Raw genomic sequence first — 18,783 nt, 5'->3', positions numbered from 1 at the left:
AGTTTTCTGATCAGATCGCCCGATCCTCGAGCGCGCGTGTGATGTTGCGATGCGCGACGGCCATCACTGTCCCTTGTGGATTGACGACCGTCGGCCCGCACAGAAGCGAAGCGTCGGCGATGTAGAGATTGCTGGCGCCATGCACGCGTCCGAACGAACTCGCAGCGCATTTCTCGGCGTCCTCGCCCATCGGGCAGGAGGAGAAGAGGTGAAGCGCAGTGGCGTTTGCCTGCTTGGGAGGGAGCGTTTCGGGAAGCTTGGCGATATCGGCCAGCGATTTCAGCACCGGATAGCCCGGAATGCTCGGATAGACTGCAAGGGCACCGGCGGCAAAGAGCACTTCGGCGAGGCGTGCAAGGCCGACGGCCAGTTCCTTCAGGTCCGACGGTTGAAGGCCGACCCGCACCAGGGGATCGCGAAAGCCGGGCAGGGATCTCACCTTGCCGGATCCGCCGGTGCTCTGCACGTAGTAGATCGCCATGCGCCGCCAGTCCCGATCGACCGCATCGATCATCTCCGGGTGTGCCGCCATGGCCAGCGCCAGCGCCGGCCGTTTGCTCATCGAGCAGCCCATGCTGAAGCGCGGGTCGAATTCCTTGATCTGGTGGACGGGTTCGAGTTCGCCAGGGGTGTTGAGTTCGTCGGGGAAGACTGCCACCACCTTCAGCATCGGATGGAAGCGCAAGCTGTCGCCGACATGGCGCGTGATGCCTGAGCGGCGCAGCAGCCACGGGGTCTGCACCGCGCCGCCGGCAACGAAGACGGTTTTTGCCTTCAGTTCGATCTGGCTCGTGCCCGCCGGTCCCTTTCTGCGCGCATGCACCGTCCACTGCCCGTTCGCATGGGTAAGCTTGGTCGCGCAGGTATCGGCGAGCAGCATACCGCCGGCGTCGAGGAAGCGCGGCACGAAGGTTGCCGACATCGATTGCTTGCGGCCCGGAGATCCGCCGGCCCCGGCGGCGGCGTAGGCAAAGAGGCGCGGCACTTCGAGGGAAGACCATCCGAGCCGCTGCGCACCCTCATCGAGCCGTGTCGACAGCTGCGGCGCAGGGCCGGGCAGGTATTCGACCCGGGCTACTGCCTCGCAGGCGTCGAAATGCGGGGTCAGTTCTTCGAGCGTCAGGGCATCGACCCGATAGTCGCGGCGCCAGCGGTCGAGCACCGCTTGCGGCGTGCGGTGGTAGAGGCCGCGGTTGATCTCGCTGCCGCCGCCGACGCAGCAGCCCTCGACATAGGCGATCTTCGTCGCGCCGAAGCCGATGTTGATGCCGGCGTTGCGGTACTTCTGAAGGATTTCCTCGCGGGAGAAATGCGGCGCAGACTCGAGCGCCAGATGCGGACCTTCCTCGATCATCAGCACGGACTTGCCCGCCTCCGCGCAACGGGTGGCGGTCACCGCACCGCCCGGCCCGGAGCCGATGACGATGATGTCGGGGGCAAGCCTCTCAGGGGCTAGCAGGTACTCCGGTTGCAGGTTCATGCTGGTAATCCTGGCCGTAAAGGTCTGAGTAAATACAGAATAATGCCAATGACATATGGAACTCGACGAAGCGCCGACGGAACTCGAGGCGGGATTGCCGCCATTTGTCGAGTTCGGCCAGTCGGTCGTCGAGCGAAAGCTGATGAAAGAACTTGCCTCTGCGCAGCAGCGGCCAGGCATTGAAAAGAAGCACGAGACTATGGAAGGGCGGGCGCAGATAGTCGGGCATCTGACGATGAACTTTCAGCAGAAACTCTGCCGCACGTACGCCCAGGGCGCCCCGGCTGTCATCGGTAGCGCCGCGTTCATGGGCAATCGCCTCGCCGAGCGCCAGGATGGCCTGTTGAAAGTGCTGCGACATGGCCGAGCCCCGTTATCAAGCCGGCCCCTCGAAAGGAGCCTGGCGCTGTTTTGATGAATACGGTTGTCTGCTCTTTACTGCCTGTATTTCTAGCTGCTCTTATAAGCAAAAGCTACTAAAACGTTGTTTTCGACCAGGCGGCGACCATCTATGCGCCAGCCGCTGGATGTCGCTCGATGCGAAAGGCACCGGATGAGACGCCTTCTGGATATGAGCTTTGTTCGCTATTTCGCCTGCGGCTGCATCGCGGCGAGCCTGCAGGTGGCTACGCTCGCCGTCCTGGTCGAGACGGCGCGGCTCGAACCGGTCTATGCGTCCACCATCGCTTTCTACTTTGCCGTCGTCGTCAACTATTTCCTGCAGCGGCGTTTCACCTTCCGATCCGACGAACCGCACCTGAAGGCGTTGCCGAAGTTCTTGGCGGTGTCGACCTTCGGCGCCGGAATAAACGCGGTCGCCTTCACGCTGCTATCGGCCGTCATGCACTATGTCATTGCCCAGGCGCTGGCGCTGCTCCTGGTCTTTTCGGTGAACTATGCGCTGAGCCGGACGCTGATCTTTCGCGCCGGCAGCGCGGGGGAAGGGCGCGGCACAGAGCCGGCCCGTGCTGCGGGGCGAGCCCCATCGGGCAAATAGAAACGCCGCGCCCGGGGGGCGCGGCGTCATTGAGAGGGTGGTCTTGTGCGACGCTGGGCTTACGCCACCTGCATGGCGCCTGGGCCGGGGATCGCCTTTGGCGGCACCTTGCCCATGATGATCATGCCGAGCACCTCGTCCTTGGTGACGTCCTCGGTGCGGGCCTGGCCGACGACCTGGCCATTCTTCATGACAGACACGCGGTCGGCGAGGTCGAAGACGTCGTGGATGTCGTGGCTGATCAGGAAGATGCCGATGCCTTCGCGCTTCAGCTGCTTGATGAGATCGCCGACCTGGGCGGTTTCCTGCGGCCCAAGGGCTGCCGTCGGCTCGTCCATGATCAGGATGCGGGCGTCGAAGAGGATCGCGCGCGCGATCGCCACCGATTGCCGCTGGCCGCCCGAAAGCGCCTTCACCGGCTCCTTGAAGCGCTGGAAGTTGGGGTTGAGGCGCCCCATGACTTCGCGGGCCTTGGCCTCCATCGCCACGTCGTCGAGCGTGCCCCAGGGGGTGCGCAGCTCACGGCCGAGATAGAGGTTGGCGGCGGCGTCGACATTGTCGGCGACGGCGAGCGTCTGGTAGATTGTCTCGATGCCGTATTTCTTGGCGTCGCGCGGGTTGTTGATGTCGGCGGCCTCGCCATTGATCAGGATCTCGCCGGCATCGCGCTTGTAGGCGCCCGAGAGGATCTTGATCAGCGTCGACTTGCCGGCACCGTTGTGGCCGAGCAGCGCCACGACCTCTCCGGGGTAGAGGTCGACGGAGGCGTTGTCCACGGCGTGAATGCCGCCGAAGGAGATGGAAATGTTCTTCATTTCCACAAGCGGAGTGCGTTGGTCTTTCATGGATCGTACTCCTTACTTGGCGCGGGCGCGGTAGACGGTGTCGAGCCAGACGGCGACGACGAGGACTACGCCGACGACGATGCGCTGGAACGGACTGTCGATCCCCAAGAGCACCATGCCCGACTGTAGGGATTGCATGACGAGCGCGCCGATCATGGCGCCGGCGATCGTGCCGACGCCGCCGGCAAGCGAGGTGCCGCCGATGACGGCTGCAGCAATCGTGTAGAGCTCGTCGAGTTCGCCTTGCGCGTTGGTTGCCGCATTGAGGCGGGCGGTCGAGATCGCCGCGGCGATGGCGCAGAGGATGCCCATCAGCGTGAAGATCTTGACGGTAACCCAGCGGGTCTTGATGCCGGCGAGTTCGGCCGCTTCCGGGTTGCCGCCGAGCGCAAAGACGTAGCGGCCGAAACGCAGGCGGGTGGCGATGAAGGTCATGACGATGCCGACGGCGATCGCCATCAGCACCGGAATGGCAATGCCGTGGGAGATCAGCAGACCGCCGTCCGGCCAGGCGATGCCGTTGGCGTCGGCATATTTGCGGGCGATGTTGGTCGGCCAGTAGTAGCTGTTGGCAACGGCGATCGCGCCGAGAACCAGGATACAGCCGAGGATCGCCAGGAAATACTCCGCCCAGATCGGACGGAGCGGGAAGCGGAAGCGCTTGCGCTGCTTGCGCGAATTGAGGATGGCGGCGACGATGGCGATACAGGCAAGGATGCCGACGATCCAGCTTGCCGTTGCGCCGATCGAGCCTTCAGTGCCGCCGCCCATCAGGCGGAAGGTGGCGTTCATCGGCGCGACCGTCTGGCCGCTGGTGACGAACCAGGTGGCGCCGCGCCAGACGAGCAGGCCGCCCAGCGTGACGATGAAGGCGGGCACGTTGAGGAAGGCGACGATCGAGCCCTGCAGCGCGCCGATGGCGGCACCGACGGCGATGCCGCTCAGAAGGGTGATGATCCAGATGGCCGGGTGTTCGAGGCCGAGATATTGCGGCAGGAACTTCGCCTGCATGACCCCCATGACCATGCCGCAGAAGCCGAGCACGGAGCCGACGGAGAGGTCGATGTTGCGGGTGACGATGATCAGCACCATGCCGGTCGCCATCACGGCGACGGAGGAGGTCTGAACCGTCAGGTTCCACAGGTTGCGCGGCGTCAGGAACAGCCCGCCGGTCATGATCTGGAAGCCGACCCAGATGATGACGAGCGCGCCGACCATGCCGAGCAGCCGGGTGTCGATCTCGGTGGCGCGGAAGAAACGTTTTACCGGGTTCTCGTCCGCTGTACGGGCGCGATTTGTCTGTGCGCCCTTTGTGTTGCCTTGTGTGATGTCGGCCATGGACGTGCCTTCCCCCCACTTATGTTGTTGATGTCATCGCGTCAGTGGCACCAAGAGCCCCAAGTGGACGCGACAAGTCCGGTACGACGGCAGAAACCGAGCCTTCGTGCTGATTGTGCGGTCGCGGTAGCGGTATTGTCCGCCGCGTCCGCACCTTGCGCAAGCGCCGCAACGGGTTGCGTTGCGGCGCTTGTCTTTTGTCAGCGCTCAGTTCTGCTGGTGCGGCTTATTTGCAGGCCGCGACGTCGCCCTTGACGCCCTGGCAGGCTTCAGCCTTGGAGATCCAGCCCGCGTCGATGACGACGTTCAGGTTGTCCTTGGTGATCGGCAGGGGAGCCAGGAAGACCGACTGCATGGCCACGCCCTTCGGGCCGCCGTTGAAGGTAGTGACGCCAGAGACTTCTTCCATCTTCTTGCCGCCGGCAAGTTCGACGGCGACTTCTGCGGCGCGCTTGCCGAGTTCACGGCTGTCTTTCCAGACCGAGACGGTCTGCGTGCCGAGAGCAACACGGTTCAGGGCCGCCTTGTCGGCGTCCTGGCCGGAGACCGGAACGGAGCCGGCCAGGCCCTGGGCATCGAGGGCTGCGACCGCACCGCCCGCGGTGCCGTCGTTGGAAGCGACGACCGCATCGACCTTGTTGTCGTTGGCGGTCAGGAACTGCTCCATGTTCTTCTGGGCGTTTTCAGGCTTCCAGCCGTCGGTATAGGCTTCGCCGACATTCTTGATCTTGCCGGCGTCGACGGCTTCCTTCAGCACTTCCATCTGTCCGGAGAAGAGGAAGTCGGCGTTCGGGTCGGAGGACGAGCCCTTGATGAAGACATAGTTGCCTTCCGGCTTGACCTTGAACACTTCGCGGGCCTGCATGCGGCCCACTTCCTTGTTGTCGAAGGTGATGTAGAAGGCGGCCGGGTTTTCGATCAGGCGGTCATAGCCGACGACCGGAATGCCTTCGGCAGCGGCCTTTTCGATCGCCGGGCCGATGGCGTCGCTGTCCTGGGCGAGCACGATCAGTGCGTTGGCGCCCTGAGCGATCAGCGACTCGATGTCGGTCAGCTGCTTGGCGGCGGACGACTGGGCGTCAGCGGAAATGTACTTGTCGCCCGAGGCTTCGAGGGCTGCCTTGATGGCGGCTTCGTCGGTTTTCCAACGCTCTTCCTGGAAGTTGGACCAGGATACGCCGACGACCAGGTCCTTCGCCTGGGCAACGGAATGCAGGGAAACGATGACGGCAACCCCTGCCATCAGCTTCAAAACGGTTTTCATTTCATCCTCCCGAGTGAGGGCCGGCCAAGCGTGCGAACCTCCCGCACCATCCTCCGCCAGCCTTAAGACGCTGTCGTAGATCGTGCCGCTACATTGTGCGGAATTATTTTCTCGACAGTCGAGAAAATGAATGTCATGGATTTTTGAGGCTGTCAACACGGTGCGAAAGCTTGGTTGCGGCATCAACAAGGTGCTCCGCGAGCGGTCGCGTCCGATGTTTCTCGACCGCCCTGAAAATCGGTGCCACAAGGCTGTCGACAAGGCGTTCTGCTCCTTGTCTTGCCGTTCAACAGATGCTTTGGGAGGGGCATGTGTTCGAAGGATCCGCCACTGACAGGGACGTCTCATGCTGACCAAGTCCAGCACTGAGCTCGTGCGTCAGCAAAACAGCGCGTTGGTCCTTGCGGCGCTCAGGCGCGCCGGCAATCTCTCCCATACGGAAATCTCTGCCGAGACCGGGCTTGCCTCCGCGACCGTTTCGGCGATCACGGCGGAACTGGAAAAGGCTGGTGCGCTCGCCAAGGCAGAGCAGCAGGTCCAGGGCGGGCGCGGGCGGCCGCGGGTGCTGTTCACGCCACGCCGCGATCACGGTCATCTGATCGTCGTTCGGATCTCGTCCGACATCGTGCAATATTCGCTGGTCGACTACGGCGGCACGTTGCTCGACCGCTTCGACGAAAGCCGAAACCACGACGAGCGCGGTACGGCCCCTTTCGCCCGGGCATTCGTCGATGCGCTCGAGCGCCTGTTGCAGCGGTCGAGACTGGAGCGGAACCAGGTACTGGCCGTCTCTATCAGCAGCAAGGGCCTGGTCGACGGCGCGTCCGCGCGGCTCTTGTGGTCGCCGGTGTTCGGGCGGGAGGAACTGGATTTCGCCGCGCTGCTCGCGCCGGACTGGCGGGCGAAGGTCATGCTCAGCAACGAAACCCTTCTGGTCGCGCAGGCCCTCGCCGCCCAGGCAGAGCGCAAGCCGGAGAGCGGCTTCAGGGCGCTTGCGGCGATCTCGCTCGGCCACAGCATCGGCCTTGGTGTTGCCCGCAAGAGCCAGAGCGGCGATATGGATGTCAGCGCGCCGAATTTCGGCCACATGCTGCACGCGCCGTCCGCGGGCCTTTGCCGCTGCGGCGCCTATGGCTGCATCGAGGCGGCGGCCGGGTTCTACGGCATCCTGCGCGCGGCGTTCGAAGTGCCGGCAGATACGATCCCCGCCAAGTTCGTTCCGGTGACGGAGCTCGACAAGATTGCCGCCAGCGCACGACAGGGCCACCGCATGGCCGGCTATGCCTTTCGCCAGGCCGGCATCGCGCTCGGCAACGGCATCTCGCGCATGTTGAGCCTCTACGAGCGCATGCCGGTCCATGTCACCGGACCCGGCATCCGATACTTCGATCTGATGCTGCCCGGGATCGAGGAGGGGCTTGCCCAATCGATGCAGATCCGTCTTCAGGGGCCGCCGGAAATCACGGTCGTTGCCGACGAGCAGCGCCTGGTTTTCGAGGGGCACCTGGCGCGGGCGCTGGGTGTGATCGATGGCGACATCGCCAGCGTCGGCGGATCGGCGATGCACGGTTGAGGCGAATTTTCGGGCAACCATTTTTGGGGTTGTACCGAAGGCGAACAATTCCAGTGATACAATTTACAGTTATTTAGCGACTCCTTGTCAAGGTGACCCTGACGCGGGAGACGATTATGTTTTCAGTGATTGCATGCATACGCGACGATCATGACTGGCGCCTCATCCTGGTTGCCGCGATCGTCTGCCTGGCAGGCAGCGTCGCGACGATGCTGCTCCTGTTGCGCGCGCAACGAAGCGAAGGCAGCCAACGCGGTTTGTGGATCGCGGCAAGCGGTTTTGCCTGCGGTATCGGCGTCTGGTCCACCCATTTCATCGCCATGCTCGCCTATGACGGCGGCGTTCCCGTTGCCTATGGCGCCTGGGGCACGCTCCTGTCGGTGGCCGTGGCGATCGCAGCGTCCTGGATGGCCTTTGCGATCGGTCTTGGCGGGCGCTCGCATCTCTCGATGACCTGCGGTGGCCTGCTGCTCGGCGCCGGCATCGCGGCGATGCACTTTACCGGCATGCGGGCAATCGAGATCCAGGGACATATTGCCTACGATCCCCAATCCACCGTCTCCGCAGTCCTCGCCGGGACGGTGCTGGCCGGTGCCGCGCTCTACGCCTTTCAGCTCTTGCGCGGCGTGCGGCGCCTGGTCGTCGCGTCGCTCCTGCTGGTCGTCGGCATCTGCGCGTTGCACTTCACCTCGATGAGCGGCATCACGCTGGTGCCCGAGGCCAATGTCGCCGTTGCCGATACCATCCATCCCGCCTGGCTTGCAGGCGGCGTCATTGCCGCTTCGACCACATTGATCGTGCTCGCCTTCGGCGCGCTCTTCCTCGACCGGCATCTGACGGATCTGCGCGGACTCGCCAATGCATCGCTCGAAGGCATGGCGATCGTCTTCGATGGCGTAATCGTGGACGCCAACGAGCGCTTCGCGGGCCTGACAGGTCGCAAGCTTTCGGAGCTTTCCGGACGGCACCCGGCAGACATCTTCGTCTTCGGCGAGGAGGGGTTGGACGCCCACAGACACGGCGACGGTCCGGGCGAAATCGACCTCTTGAACGCAGAAGGGCGCACCATTCCCGTCGAGTTCATGTGCCGTACGATCGAGTATCGCGGCCGGGAATGTGACGTGATCTTCGTGCGTGACCTGCGGGCGCGTAAGGAAGCCGAGCGCACGATCGAACATCTCGCCCATCATGACGCGCTGACGGACCTGCCGAACCGCGCCTTCTTCGACCGCAGGCTGGGCCAGACGCTGGCGGCGGCGGCTGCGAGAAACGAGGAACTGGCGATCCTCTGCCTCGACCTCGACCGCTTCAAGGCGGTCAACGATATCTTCGGCCATGGCGAGGGCGACCGCATCCTGATGAAGGTCGCCGATATCCTGCGCGCAGCCGTCGGCGAGCAGGATACGATCGCCCGGCTCGGCGGCGACGAGTTCGCGATCATCCAGGTGGGCGGCAGGGAGCCGGAGGCGGCGCGGCAGTTGACGGACCGGATCCTGGCGCTGTTTGCTGCCGAGATGGACACCAATCGTGACCCGACCGCCGTCGGCGTCAGCATCGGGGCTGCGATCTTTCCGGCAGACGGGCAGACGGCGGATCAGTTGCGCAACAATGCCGACACGGCGCTCTACCGCGCCAAGCAGAGCGGCAAGGGCATCGCCTGCTTCTTCGACCGGGAGATGGACGAGGCGGTACGCACCCGCCGCCAGATCGAAAACGACCTGCGCCATGCGGTGCTCCGCCGACAATTCTTCCTCGAATACCAGCCACTGGTCGAAGTCCAGAGCGACCGGATCATCGGCTACGAAGCGCTGCTGCGCTGGGAGCATCCGCAGCGCGGGTTGATCGGCCCGGATGTCTTTATCCCGATTGCCGAGGAGAGCGGCTCGATCATCCAGATCGGCGAATGGGTGCTGGAGCAAGCCTGCACGGAAGCGGCGAAGTGGAACGAGCCCCTGCCGATCTCCGTCAACATTTCGCCGGTCCAGTTCCTTTTGCCCAACCTCTTCGACCAGGTTGCGAACATCCTGCGCCGCACCGGCCTTAATCCCTGGCGGCTCGAACTTGAGATCACCGAGGCGGCGCTGATGCACAATCGCGAGGACGTGCTGGCAGTGCTGGTGCGGCTACGGGTCCTTGGTGTGCGGATCGTCATGGACGATTTCGGCACCGGCCATTCGTCGCTGAGCAACCTTCAGACGTTCCCCTTCGACAAGCTGAAGATCGACTGCAGCTTCACCGCGGCGCTGGAAAAGGACCCTTCGGCGCAGGCGATCGTCCGGGCGATCATCGCGCTTGGCCACAGCCTTAGGCTCGCGGTCGTGACCGAGGGCGTCGAAACCGAACGGCAAAGACAGATCCTTGCGGAGGAGGGCTGCCTGCAGATACAGGGCTTTCTCTCCGGTCGGCCGGGTGCCGCGCCCAGCACCGGCCAGGAAACCGCGCGCCGGGAGAAGGTGCCGGCGCGCGCCGACGGTTGAAACGGCCGCGGCCGGGCAGTGCGGATACGAAAAAGGCCGGGCATATGGCGCCCGGCCTTTTTCCTTGATCGGTCGTCGGTCGAAGGCTCAGGCGACGCTGATCTGGCGCTTTTCGACGACGGACTTTACAGCCGCATCGGCAAGCGCGAGAGCCGCGAGACCATCCTTGCCGGACGGCGTGATTTCCGCACCCTTTTCGATCGCGGCGATGAAGCTCTCGATCTCGTTGGCATAGGCTTCGGTATAGCGGGTCATGAAGAAATCGTGCAGCGGCGGGCGGGTGTAGCCGTCGCCATTGGCGATCTCGATCGAGACCGGGCGCTGGTTCTCGGCGGAAGCCACGCCCTTCGAGCCGTGGACTTCGATGCGCTGGTCGTAGCCGTAGGTGGCGCGACGGGAGTTGGAGATGATCGCCTGCTTGCCGGACGCCGTCTGCAGGATGACCGAAACGCTGTCGTAGTCGCCGGCTTCGCCGATCGCCTTGTCGACGAGAACGGCAGCGGTTGCCGTCACCGAGACCGGCTCTTCGCCGAGCAGGAAACGGGCCATGTCGAAGTCATGGATGGTCATGTCGCGGAAGATGCCGCCCGAACGCTTGATATAGTCGACCGGCGGGGCGCCCGGATCGCGCGAGGTGATCGTCACCATTTCGACATCGCCGATCTTGCCGGCGTCGATCGCCTTCTTCACGGCCATGAAATGCGGGTCGAAGCGGCGGTTGAAGCCGACCATCAGCTTGGCCTTGGTTTCGCTCACGACCTTGAGGCAGGCCTTCACGCGCTCGGCGTCGAGATCGACGGGCTTCTCGCAGAAGATCGCCTTGCCGGCGCGGGCGAAGCGTTCGATCAGGTCGGCATGGGTATCGGTCGGCGTGCAGATGACGACGGCGTCGATGTCCTTGGCCGCTTCGATCGCTTCGATGGTGCGGACCTCGCAGCCATACTGCTTGGCGATGGCATCGGCGGCGGCGGGGAAGGCATCGGCGACGGCAACAAGCACAGCGTCGGGATTGCCGCTGACGGCTTTCGCATGAACCTTGCCGATGCGGCCGGCGCCCAGAAGACCAAATCTGACTGTCATCTCTGTTTCTCTCGAATTCCGGTTCGCGACCGGGAAGGGGCGTGATGATCGGCGCTCATCGCGCAAAGGCGCCGCGGAACGCTGCTTCCGCGAATGGTTTGGAGAATTGCCACGAAAGACCGCGCGTTGGAACGCTGCGCTCAGCACCTCTCCCTTGATACCTCCGTTTCTACTCGGCAACTTCCTATTTAGAATGAAGTCGCCGATGTAGATTATTTCGGAATTTTTATTCCATTTTTATTGCGTCCGTCAAGGGAGTCGGAGGCCATGGCCTTGCCGTCAGCGACGAATTTCCCCTAAATGGGACGCACGCGACAAGGCCACCAGAGGACAGAATGCTCAAATTCATCGATCCGGACCATCCCTTCTACCGCCCACTGTGGATCCGTCTGCTGATCGTGGGCTTCTGCGGCGTCTGGACAGTGGTCGAGTTCCTGGGCGAGCAAGCGATGTGGGGGATGATTTTCCTCGCGGTGACCGCCTATGCCTCGGCGGCTCTCTTGGTTTTCTACAAGCCGAGCGAGAAGGGCGTCGAGAAAGCTGGGGACGAGGGGCAAGGCAAGGGCGACGGGAGCGACGCTGCCGGCTGAGGTTCACGGCGCCGGGGTGATGGCGCGCATCTGCTTTGCGGCTTCGTCAATCAGCATGTTGGCGAGTTTCATGCGCACGGTGGCGTTGGCGCGAAACGCGGCCGGCAGACGGTCCGGATGGTTCAGGGCCGCGAAGGCCCGGCGCTTTGCCGCAAGCGTCATTTGTGTTTCGCTGTCGACAAGGGCCAGTTCCTCGGCCACGTCGGCAAGGGTCGTACGGCTGAGATAGTCCGGCATCACCGGCGGAGGTGGCGGCTCCACGAAGGACGCATCGAGATAGGCGCGCTCCACGGCGCCGAAGGCCGCCGAGCGGGCGCTTTCGGCCGCAAAGGCGTTGTCGAATGCCGGGGCGTAAGGCGTGGCGACGCGCGTCGCTTCGGCCGGTGCCGGTTCGATATCCTCTTCCGATTTCAGCCGCTCGAGCACCGACTGAAAGACTGACATTCCAAACATGACGTCTCCGATCGCGGCGCACCATGGCAGGCGGAGATTATCTCGGGCTGATCAGACTGATCATGCCCGGGCTGATCAGGCGCGGCCCTGCTTGAGGATCAGGTCGTAGAGCAGCTTGGCGCTCGGCGGCAGCGCGCGTCCCTCGGCAGTGATCAGCCCATAGGGTTTGATTCGGATCGGGATTTCGGTCTTCAGGATGCGGATTTCGCCGGCCGGCGTACCGTTGCCGGCAATCAGGTTGGCGACGTCGAGTGCCACAGGTGCAATCGCGTTGGTGTTGCGCACCATCGACAGCGTCAGGATGATCGAGGAGGTGTTGATCACCGTCGCCGGCAGTCTCACCCCGGCCGCCACGAAACTGTCTTCGACTGCGCGTCTCAGAAGGGTGCCGGGCGGCTGGAATACCCAGTCATAGGAGGGCAGGTCCTCGGCGACGACCATGGGCTTGTCGAGCAGCGGATGGCCGTCGCGCACGATCAGGCAAACCTCCTCGTAGCCGATCTCTACCATGTTGAAGAGCCGCGGCGGCTGGTCGTCGGGGATGCGGCCGATGATGAAATCGTGGCGGGCGGCGAGCAGTTCCCTTGCCAGCACGTTGCTGTTTTCGATCTGGACGTTGATCTCGATGCCGGGATAGGCGGTCATCACCTGACGGATGGCGGGCACGGCGAGATTGAGCGCCGGGCCTGTGACCGAGCCGAGCGAAACCGAGCCGCCGCTGCCGGTCTTCAACTCGTTGATCTCGCGCGATGCCTCCCGGAGTTCCAGAAAGATGCTGCGCGCGCGTCGCGCCAGCGCTTCGCCATAGGGCGTCAACAGGACACCGCGGGCAACGCGTTCGCAGACCGGCGCCTTCAGCATGGTCTCGATTTCCGAGAGCATGCGCGAGGCCGCCGGTTGCGAGATGCCGAGGGCGTCAGCGGCGGCGCTGATGCGGCGGTGATCGTCGATCGCCAGAATCAGCCGGAGGTGGCTGATCTTCAGGCCCGAGCGGAAAAGCGTCGAATCGAAGAGTTCGCCGGCGGTGCTCGGTTTCTGATCGCGCATTTCAACCTCTGCGTTTTTTTCTTTGGTTTTCAGGGATTTTCAAAAATCACACTGTTTGCGCTCGATATATCATTTTTGGTATGTATTCAAAGCAATATTGTATTTGACAGTTATATGGTTTCATTCCAGTTTTTGCTTATGTGCCAGCGCATGTAGGAGCATGCGAGGCGGGGAGGCCTCTCCTTCACCTTGATCCGCTGCCGGAGACGAAGATCTCGGGCGGCGGATTGCTGCGCATAGACGGAAAGGCTCTCGCCTGCCGGCTTCAACTTTTTTGGGAGAGAACTGATGAAATTGATGACTTCGCTTCTCGCAGCCGCCGCGATTTCGATCGCGTCCTTCGCTGCACCGGCATTTGCGCAGGACAAGGGCACGGTCGGCATTTCCATGCCGACGAAGACGTCGACCCGCTGGATTTCCGACGGCGAGACCATGGAGAAGCTGTTCAAGGAAGCTGGCTACACGCCGGACCTGCAGTTTGCTGACGACGACATCCCGAACCAGCTCGCTCAGATCGAGAACATGGTGACCAAGGGCGCCAAGGTTCTCGTCATCGGCGCCATCGACGGCACCACGCTCTCCGACATCCTGCAGAAGGCCCACGACGCCGGCGTCAAGGTCATCGCCTATGACCGCCTGATCCGCGACTCGGGCAATGTCGACTACTACGCCACCTTCGACAACTTCCAGGTCGGCGTGCAGCAGGCAACGTCGCTGGTCCAGGGTCTCAAGCTCGACGGCGCAACCGAGCCGAAGAACATCGAGCTCTTCGGTGGTTCGCCGGACGATAACAACGCCTTCTTCTTCTACGACGGCGCGATGTCGGTCCTGCAGCCGCTGATCGACAGCAAGAAGATCGTCGTCAAGTCCGGCCAGAAGGGCATGGACCAGGTCGGCACGCTGCGTTGGGACGGTGCCGTGGCCCAGGCCCGCATGGAAAACCTGCTGTCGTCGAACTACACCGACGCCAAGGTCGATGGCGTTCTGTCGCCCTATGACGGCCTGTCGATCGGCATCATTTCGGCGCTGAAGGGCGTCGGCTACGGTTCGGGCGACATGGCAATGCCTGCCGTCACCGGCCAGGACGCCGAACTGCCGTCGGTCAAGTCGATCCTTGCCGGCGAACAGTATTCGTCGATCTTCAAGGACACGCGCGAACTCGCCAAGGTCACCGTCGGCATGGTCAACGCGATCATGGAAGGCAAGGAGCCGGAAGTGAACGACACCAAGACCTATGACAACGGCGTCAAGGTGGTTCCGTCCTACCTGCTGAAGCCGGTTGCCGTCGACAAGTCCAACATCAAGGACGTGCTCGTCAGCTCGGGCTACTACACCGAAGACCAGATCAACAACTGATCTTTTTGAGCGTGAGGGCCCGTGCATGCGCGCGGGCCCTTTTATCCAGATGACGGAGCCGGTACTCTCTTGAAGACTGCCGCTGGAATGACTGAACATGGACAATATCATTCTTGAAATGCGGGGCATCACCAAGACGTTCCCGGGCGTCAAGGCGCTGGACAATGTCAGCTTCAAGGTCCGCGAAGGCGAGATCCACGCACTCGTCGGCGAAAACGGCGCCGGCAAGTCGACGCTGATGAAGGTGCTGAGCGGCGTCTATCCCGCCGGCACCTATGATGGCGAAATCCACTATGGCGGCGAAGCCCGCCGCTTCTCGACGATTTCCGACAGCGAAGACCTCGGCATCATCATCATCCACCAGGAACTGGCGCTGGTGCCGCTGCTGTCGATCGCCGAGAACATCTTCCTCGGCAACGAGATCGCCAGCAACGGTGTGATTCACTGGCCGCAGACCTTTGCCCGTACGCAGGAACTGCTGAAGAAGGTTGGCTTGAGCGAATCCCCGGCGACGTTGATCACCGACATCGGTGTCGGCAAGCAGCAACTGGTCGAGATCGCCAAGGCGCTTTCGAAGAAGGTGCGGCTGTTGATCCTTGACGAGCCGACCGCCTCGCTCAACGAAACCGATTCCGATGCGCTTTTGAAGCTGCTGATGGAGTTTCGCACCCAGGGCATGACCTCGATCATCATTTCGCACAAGCTGAACGAGATCCGGAAGGTTGCCGACCAGATCACCATCCTGCGCGACGGCGGCACGGTCGAAACGCTCGACTGTCACAGCGAAGACATTGGCGAAGACCGGATCATCAAGGGCATGGTCGGCCGCGCCATGGAAGATCGTTATCCGCCGCGCGAACCGAAGATCGGCGAGACGCTGCTCGAAGTGAAGAACTGGAATGTCTTCCACCAGCAGCACCGCGACCGGCAGTTCCTGCACGACGTCAATTTCACCGTGCGCGCCGGAGAGGTCGTCGGCATCGCCGGGTTGATGGGGGCAGGGCGCACCGAAACGGCGATGAGCCTCTTCGGCAAGTCCTGGGGCCACAAGATCACCGGCGACGTGACGATGCGCGGCAAGCCCGTCGACGTCAGCACCATTCCGCGTGCGATCGATGCGGGGCTTGCCTATGTCACCGAGGACCGCAAGCAGCTCGGGCTCGTCTTGATCAACAACATCAAGGAGAACACAACGCTCTCCAATCTGAAGGCGGTGGCCGCGAACGGCGTCATCGACGATCGCAAGGAAGCGAAGGTCGCCTCCGACTATCGCTCGAAGCTGCGCATCCGTTCGCACTCGATCTATCAGGAAACGGTCAACCTTTCGGGCGGCAACCAGCAGAAGGTCGTCTTGTCCAAATGGCTGTTCACCAATCCGGAAGTTCTCATTCTCGACGAGCCGACACGCGGTATCGATATCGGCGCGAAGTATGAGATCTACACCATCATCAACCAGCTTGCCGCCGAGGGTAAGGGCATCCTGATGATCTCATCGGAAATGCCGGAGCTGCTTGGAACCTGCGATCGCATCTACGTCATGAACGAGGGCCGCATCGTCGCGGAGCTTTCGAAGGCGGAAGCGAGCCAGGAATCCATCATGCGTGCCATCATGCGTTCAGGGGAGAAACACTAATGGTCGCCGATACGAGCACCCAAAACAACAAGCCCTCGATCGGGGACTATCTCAAGAACAACATCCGCGAATACGGCCTGCTCGTCGCGCTCGTGGTGATCATGCTGTTCTTCCAGTTCGTCACCAACGGCGTGCTGTTCAAGCCGGTCAACATCACCAACCTGGTGCTGCAGAACTCCTTCATCGTCATCATGGCGCTCGGCATGCTGCTGATCATCGTTGCCGGGCATATCGACCTGTCGGTCGGCTCGATCGTCGCCTTCATCGGCGCGATCTCGGCGATCATGCTGGTGAAATGGGGCTTGCCCGCCATCATCGTCATTCCCGCCTGTCTGATCGTTGGCGGCATCATGGGGGCGGCCCAGGGCTATTGGGTCGCCTACCAGAAGATCCCGTCCTTCATCGTGACGCTGGCCGGCATGCTGGTGTTCCGCGGGCTCACCTATGTGGTGCTCGGCGGCCGCCCGATCGGTCCGTTCCCGAAGGAATTCCAGCTGCTGTCGACCGGCTTCGTTCCGGATTTCCTCTATTTCCTCAATCCGGCGCCCGAGACCATTCAGAACATGGTGGCGCTCGTCGCCGTCATCGCGCTCGTCGGCTACGCGATCTACGCGGGCATTCGTGACCGCAAGATCAACGAGCAGCACGGCACGGAGAACGAGCCGTTCATTTTCTTCGCCGTGCAGATGGCTGTCATCGCTGCCGTGGCGCTGTTCATCGGCTTCCAGCTTGCGACCTATCGCGGCCTGCCGAACGTGCTGATCGCCATGGCCGTGCTGATTGCGCTCTATACCTTCGTCACCACGCGCTCGACGATCGGTCGCCGCATCTATGCCATGGGCGGCAACGTCAAGGCGACCAAGCTTTCGGGCATCAACACCGAGCGGCTGACCTTCTACACCTTCGTCAACATGGGCGTGCTTGCGGCACTCGCCGGCATGATCATCACCGCTCGCCTCAATTCGGCAACGCCGAAGGCCGGCGTCGGTTTCGAGCTCGACGTCATTGCGGCCTGCTTTATCGGCGGTGCCTCGGCGTCGGGCGGTGTAGGCAAGATCATCGGGGCCGTCATCGGCGCCTTCATCATGGGCGTGATGAACAACGGCATGTCGATCATGGGCATCGGCATCGATTACCAGCAGTTGATCAAGGGCCTCGTGCTGCTCGCTGCCGTGTTCTTCGATGTCTACAACAAGAACAAGGGTTGAGCGGAAAGCCATAAGACCCGACGCGAACCAGTAACATTCACCGGCAGCCACAGCTGCCAGGATCGGCGGATTGGTCCGCCGGAATTGGGTGGCGAAAGCCACCCACGGGGACGCTTTTGCCTTGAAGAGGCGAACACAGCGACCCAAGACGATAGGAAGGATAGCATCGTGCTGATTTCGCAGATCAGGAACGAAGACGGGTCGATCACGGTGGCGGTACGGCTGCCGGGTGAGGCGGCGCATGCGGTGAACGGCGCGACAAGCGTCTATGCGCTGGCGATGGAAGCGGCCAATGCCGGACGGAGCCTGAAGCAGACGATCGAGGCCAAGGGGCTCGGCGCCGCCGTCGACCTCGAAAAGGCCTATGCGGAGGGGCGCTTCCTGCCGCCGATCACTCATCCGGATCCGGCACACCTGCACCTGACCGGCACGGGTCTCACCCATCTCGGCTCGGCTGCGACCCGCGACGCCATGCACAAGAAGACGAGCGAGGCGGCCGAGGAAACCCTGACCGACTCGATGAAGATGTTCCGCATGGGGCTCGAAGGCGGCAAGCCGAGGGCCGGCGAAACAGGCGTGCAGCCGGAATGGTTCTACAAGGGCAACGGCACCTCCGCCGTGGCGCCGGGGAATGCGCTCGTCTCGCCCGCCTTTGCCGAGGATGGTGGCGAAGAGCCGGAAATGGCCGGCATCTATGTGATCTCCGAGAAGGGCGTTCCGTTCCGCATCGGTTTTGCCGTTGCCAACGAATTCTCCGACCACAAGACCGAGAGGGTCAACTATCTCTGGCTCGCGCATTCGAAGCTGCGCCAGGCGAGCTTCGGTCCGGAGATCCGCATTGGTGTCGCACCGGAGGACATTCGCGGCTTGTCGCGTATCCTGCGTGGCGGCAAGGTGCTGTGGGAAAAGCCGTTCCTGTCGGGCGAAGCCAACATGTCGCACAGCTTCGCCAATCTCGAGCATCACCATTTCAAGTATGGCTTGTTCCGCCAGCCGGGCGACATCCACGTGCACATGTTCGGCACGGCGACGCTGTCCTTCGGTGATGGCATCCGCACCGAGGAAGGTGACGTGTTTGAGATCGAGGCCGATGGTTTCGGCCTTCCGCTCCGCAACGCTCTCGCGATCGCAGCTGACGAAGAGGTCGCGATCCGCCAGCTCTGACACATCTCCTAAGCGCGACCGTTCGCGAGGGACGGTCATGCGCATCTATGAAGGAGGCCTGAGGCCATGACTTTGCACCAGAACCTGATAGCCGGCGAATGGGTCGGCGGTGACGGCGTTGCCAACATCAACCCGTCCGATACCAACGACGTGGTCGGCGAATATGCCCGTGCGTCGGCGGACGATGCGCGCGCAGCGATCGCTGCCGCCAAGGCGGCGTTTCCGGCCTGGTCGCGCTCGGGTATTCTCGAGCGCCACGCGATCCTGAGGAAGACCGC

17 protein-coding genes are annotated in these 18,783 nt (G+C 62.8%); 9 read left to right on the top strand and 8 right to left on the bottom strand.

Annotated elements, in window-relative coordinates; all coding sequences use genetic code 11:
• Positions 1–10: 10 nt before the first annotated feature.
• Together BLU15_RS22160 and BLU15_RS39040 are read right to left on the bottom strand one after the other, a co-directional pair.
• Entirely contained in the window at positions 11–1,480 is a 1,470-nt protein-coding gene (locus BLU15_RS22160; RefSeq protein ID WP_210187457.1) for a GMC family oxidoreductase N-terminal domain-containing protein, read from the bottom strand.
• A complete protein-coding gene (locus tag BLU15_RS39040) occupies positions 1,446–1,841 on the bottom strand; it encodes a hypothetical protein (protein WP_143034243.1) in 396 nt (131 codons plus the stop codon). The genes BLU15_RS22160 and BLU15_RS39040 overlap by 35 nt, the downstream gene beginning before the upstream one ends.
• Before the next feature lie 192 nt (positions 1,842–2,033).
• On the opposite strand from BLU15_RS39040, the gene BLU15_RS22150 reads away from it, so the two are divergent.
• Positions 2,034–2,477: a GtrA family protein gene (locus BLU15_RS22150; RefSeq protein WP_051659298.1), complete on the top strand. Its 444-nt coding sequence runs from the start codon at positions 2,034–2,036 to the stop codon at positions 2,475–2,477.
• A gap of 59 nt (positions 2,478–2,536) precedes the next feature.
• On the opposite strand, the gene BLU15_RS22145 is transcribed toward BLU15_RS22150, so the two are convergent.
• The 3 genes from BLU15_RS22145 to xylF all read right to left on the bottom strand — a co-directional run bounded on the left by BLU15_RS22145 (position 2,537) and on the right by xylF (position 5,924).
• Positions 2,537–3,322, bottom strand: coding sequence for an ATP-binding cassette domain-containing protein (locus tag BLU15_RS22145; RefSeq protein WP_034793927.1), 786 nt, complete (start codon positions 3,320–3,322; stop codon positions 2,537–2,539).
• Positions 3,323–3,334: 12 nt separating this feature from the next.
• Entirely contained in the window at positions 3,335–4,660 is a 1,326-nt protein-coding gene (locus BLU15_RS22140) for a sugar ABC transporter permease (RefSeq protein ID WP_060518850.1), read from the bottom strand.
• Positions 4,661–4,886: 226 nt separating this feature from the next.
• The gene (xylF, locus tag BLU15_RS22135; RefSeq protein WP_034793921.1) at positions 4,887–5,924 is read right to left on the bottom strand and encodes a D-xylose ABC transporter substrate-binding protein; all 1,038 of its coding nucleotides are present in this window, start codon (positions 5,922–5,924) and stop codon (positions 4,887–4,889) included.
• A gap of 346 nt (positions 5,925–6,270) precedes the next feature.
• Between xylF and BLU15_RS22130 the strand changes: the two genes are divergently transcribed.
• Both BLU15_RS22130 and BLU15_RS22125 read left to right on the top strand, forming a co-directional pair.
• Positions 6,271–7,497, top strand: a complete 1,227-nt coding sequence (locus BLU15_RS22130) for an ROK family transcriptional regulator (protein WP_060518848.1) — start codon at positions 6,271–6,273, stop codon at positions 7,495–7,497.
• 116 nt (positions 7,498–7,613) lie between these two features.
• Complete coding sequence (locus BLU15_RS22125) at positions 7,614–9,974, top strand: bifunctional diguanylate cyclase/phosphodiesterase (protein WP_090298123.1); 2,361 nt, start codon at positions 7,614–7,616, stop codon at positions 9,972–9,974.
• An 87-nt stretch (positions 9,975–10,061) separates the two neighbouring features.
• Here BLU15_RS22125 and iolG read toward each other — a convergent pair whose 3' ends face one another.
• Positions 10,062–11,054: an inositol 2-dehydrogenase gene (gene iolG, locus BLU15_RS22120; RefSeq protein ID WP_034793914.1), complete on the bottom strand. Its 993-nt coding sequence runs from the start codon at positions 11,052–11,054 to the stop codon at positions 10,062–10,064.
• A 335-nt stretch (positions 11,055–11,389) separates the two neighbouring features.
• Here iolG and BLU15_RS22115 point away from each other — a divergent pair, with 335 nt between their 5' ends.
• Positions 11,390–11,644 carry a hypothetical protein gene (locus BLU15_RS22115; RefSeq protein ID WP_090298120.1) on the top strand — a complete coding sequence of 85 codons (255 nt, stop codon included), beginning with the start codon at positions 11,390–11,392 and terminating at the stop codon, positions 11,642–11,644.
• 3 nt (positions 11,645–11,647) lie between these two features.
• Here BLU15_RS22115 and BLU15_RS22110 read toward each other — a convergent pair whose 3' ends face one another.
• Together BLU15_RS22110 and BLU15_RS22105 are read right to left on the bottom strand one after the other, a co-directional pair.
• Positions 11,648–12,097: a hypothetical protein gene (locus tag BLU15_RS22110; protein WP_060582450.1), complete on the bottom strand. Its 450-nt coding sequence runs from the start codon at positions 12,095–12,097 to the stop codon at positions 11,648–11,650.
• Between the two features lie 75 nt (positions 12,098–12,172).
• Positions 12,173–13,144 carry a LysR family transcriptional regulator gene (locus BLU15_RS22105; RefSeq protein WP_034793895.1) on the bottom strand — a complete coding sequence of 324 codons (972 nt, stop codon included), beginning with the start codon at positions 13,142–13,144 and terminating at the stop codon, positions 12,173–12,175.
• A gap of 288 nt (positions 13,145–13,432) precedes the next feature.
• Between BLU15_RS22105 and chvE the strand changes: the two genes are divergently transcribed.
• The 5 genes from chvE to BLU15_RS22080 form a co-directional block, all read left to right on the top strand.
• Positions 13,433–14,500: a multiple monosaccharide ABC transporter substrate-binding protein gene (gene chvE, locus BLU15_RS22100; protein WP_034793892.1), complete on the top strand. Its 1,068-nt coding sequence runs from the start codon at positions 13,433–13,435 to the stop codon at positions 14,498–14,500.
• 97 nt (positions 14,501–14,597) lie between these two features.
• A complete protein-coding gene (mmsA, locus tag BLU15_RS22095) occupies positions 14,598–16,133 on the top strand; it encodes a multiple monosaccharide ABC transporter ATP-binding protein (protein WP_034793889.1) in 1,536 nt (511 codons plus the stop codon).
• A complete protein-coding gene (mmsB, locus tag BLU15_RS22090; protein ID WP_060582451.1) occupies positions 16,133–17,341 on the top strand; it encodes a multiple monosaccharide ABC transporter permease in 1,209 nt (402 codons plus the stop codon). Before mmsA ends, mmsB begins: the two co-directional genes overlap by 1 nt.
• Before the next feature lie 168 nt (positions 17,342–17,509).
• Positions 17,510–18,505 (top strand): AraD1 family protein, encoded by a 996-nt coding sequence (gene araD1 / locus BLU15_RS22085; protein WP_090298117.1) that lies wholly within the window; start codon positions 17,510–17,512, stop codon positions 18,503–18,505.
• Positions 18,506–18,571: 66 nt separating this feature from the next.
• Positions 18,572–18,783, top strand: a 212-nt coding sequence (locus BLU15_RS22080) for an aldehyde dehydrogenase family protein (RefSeq protein WP_143034242.1), incomplete at its 3' end; no start/stop codon positions are given.

The sequence above is a fragment of the Ensifer sp. YR511 genome (assembly GCF_900103045.1).
Lineage (GTDB): Bacteria > Pseudomonadota > Alphaproteobacteria > Rhizobiales > Rhizobiaceae > Ensifer > Ensifer adhaerens.
The sequence above is the reverse complement of the archived record's forward strand: the minus strand, read 5'-3'. Positions and strand labels throughout refer to the sequence as shown.

What these genes read in the sequence shown, in the direction of transcription:
- BLU15_RS22160 (WP_210187457.1), bottom strand. Translation starts at nt 1,480, where the DNA reads ATGAACCTGCAACCGGAGTACCTGCTAGCCCCTGAGAGGCTTGCCCCC.
- BLU15_RS39040 (WP_143034243.1), bottom strand. Translation starts at nt 1,841, where the DNA reads ATGTCGCAGCACTTTCAACAGGCCATCCTGGCGCTCGGCGAGGCGATT.
- BLU15_RS22150 (WP_051659298.1), top strand. Translation starts at nt 2,034, where the DNA reads ATGAGACGCCTTCTGGATATGAGCTTTGTTCGCTATTTCGCCTGCGGC.
- BLU15_RS22145 (WP_034793927.1), bottom strand. Translation starts at nt 3,322, where the DNA reads ATGAAAGACCAACGCACTCCGCTTGTGGAAATGAAGAACATTTCCATC.
- BLU15_RS22140 (WP_060518850.1), bottom strand. Translation starts at nt 4,660, where the DNA reads ATGGCCGACATCACACAAGGCAACACAAAGGGCGCACAGACAAATCGC.
- xylF (WP_034793921.1), bottom strand. Translation starts at nt 5,924, where the DNA reads ATGAAAACCGTTTTGAAGCTGATGGCAGGGGTTGCCGTCATCGTTTCC.
- BLU15_RS22130 (WP_060518848.1), top strand. Translation starts at nt 6,271, where the DNA reads ATGCTGACCAAGTCCAGCACTGAGCTCGTGCGTCAGCAAAACAGCGCG.
- BLU15_RS22125 (WP_090298123.1), top strand. Translation starts at nt 7,614, where the DNA reads ATGTTTTCAGTGATTGCATGCATACGCGACGATCATGACTGGCGCCTC.
- iolG (WP_034793914.1), bottom strand. Translation starts at nt 11,054, where the DNA reads ATGACAGTCAGATTTGGTCTTCTGGGCGCCGGCCGCATCGGCAAGGTT.
- BLU15_RS22115 (WP_090298120.1), top strand. Translation starts at nt 11,390, where the DNA reads ATGCTCAAATTCATCGATCCGGACCATCCCTTCTACCGCCCACTGTGG.
- BLU15_RS22110 (WP_060582450.1), bottom strand. Translation starts at nt 12,097, where the DNA reads ATGTTTGGAATGTCAGTCTTTCAGTCGGTGCTCGAGCGGCTGAAATCG.
- BLU15_RS22105 (WP_034793895.1), bottom strand. Translation starts at nt 13,144, where the DNA reads ATGCGCGATCAGAAACCGAGCACCGCCGGCGAACTCTTCGATTCGACG.
- chvE (WP_034793892.1), top strand. Translation starts at nt 13,433, where the DNA reads ATGAAATTGATGACTTCGCTTCTCGCAGCCGCCGCGATTTCGATCGCG.
- mmsA (WP_034793889.1), top strand. Translation starts at nt 14,598, where the DNA reads ATGGACAATATCATTCTTGAAATGCGGGGCATCACCAAGACGTTCCCG.
- mmsB (WP_060582451.1), top strand. Translation starts at nt 16,133, where the DNA reads ATGGTCGCCGATACGAGCACCCAAAACAACAAGCCCTCGATCGGGGAC.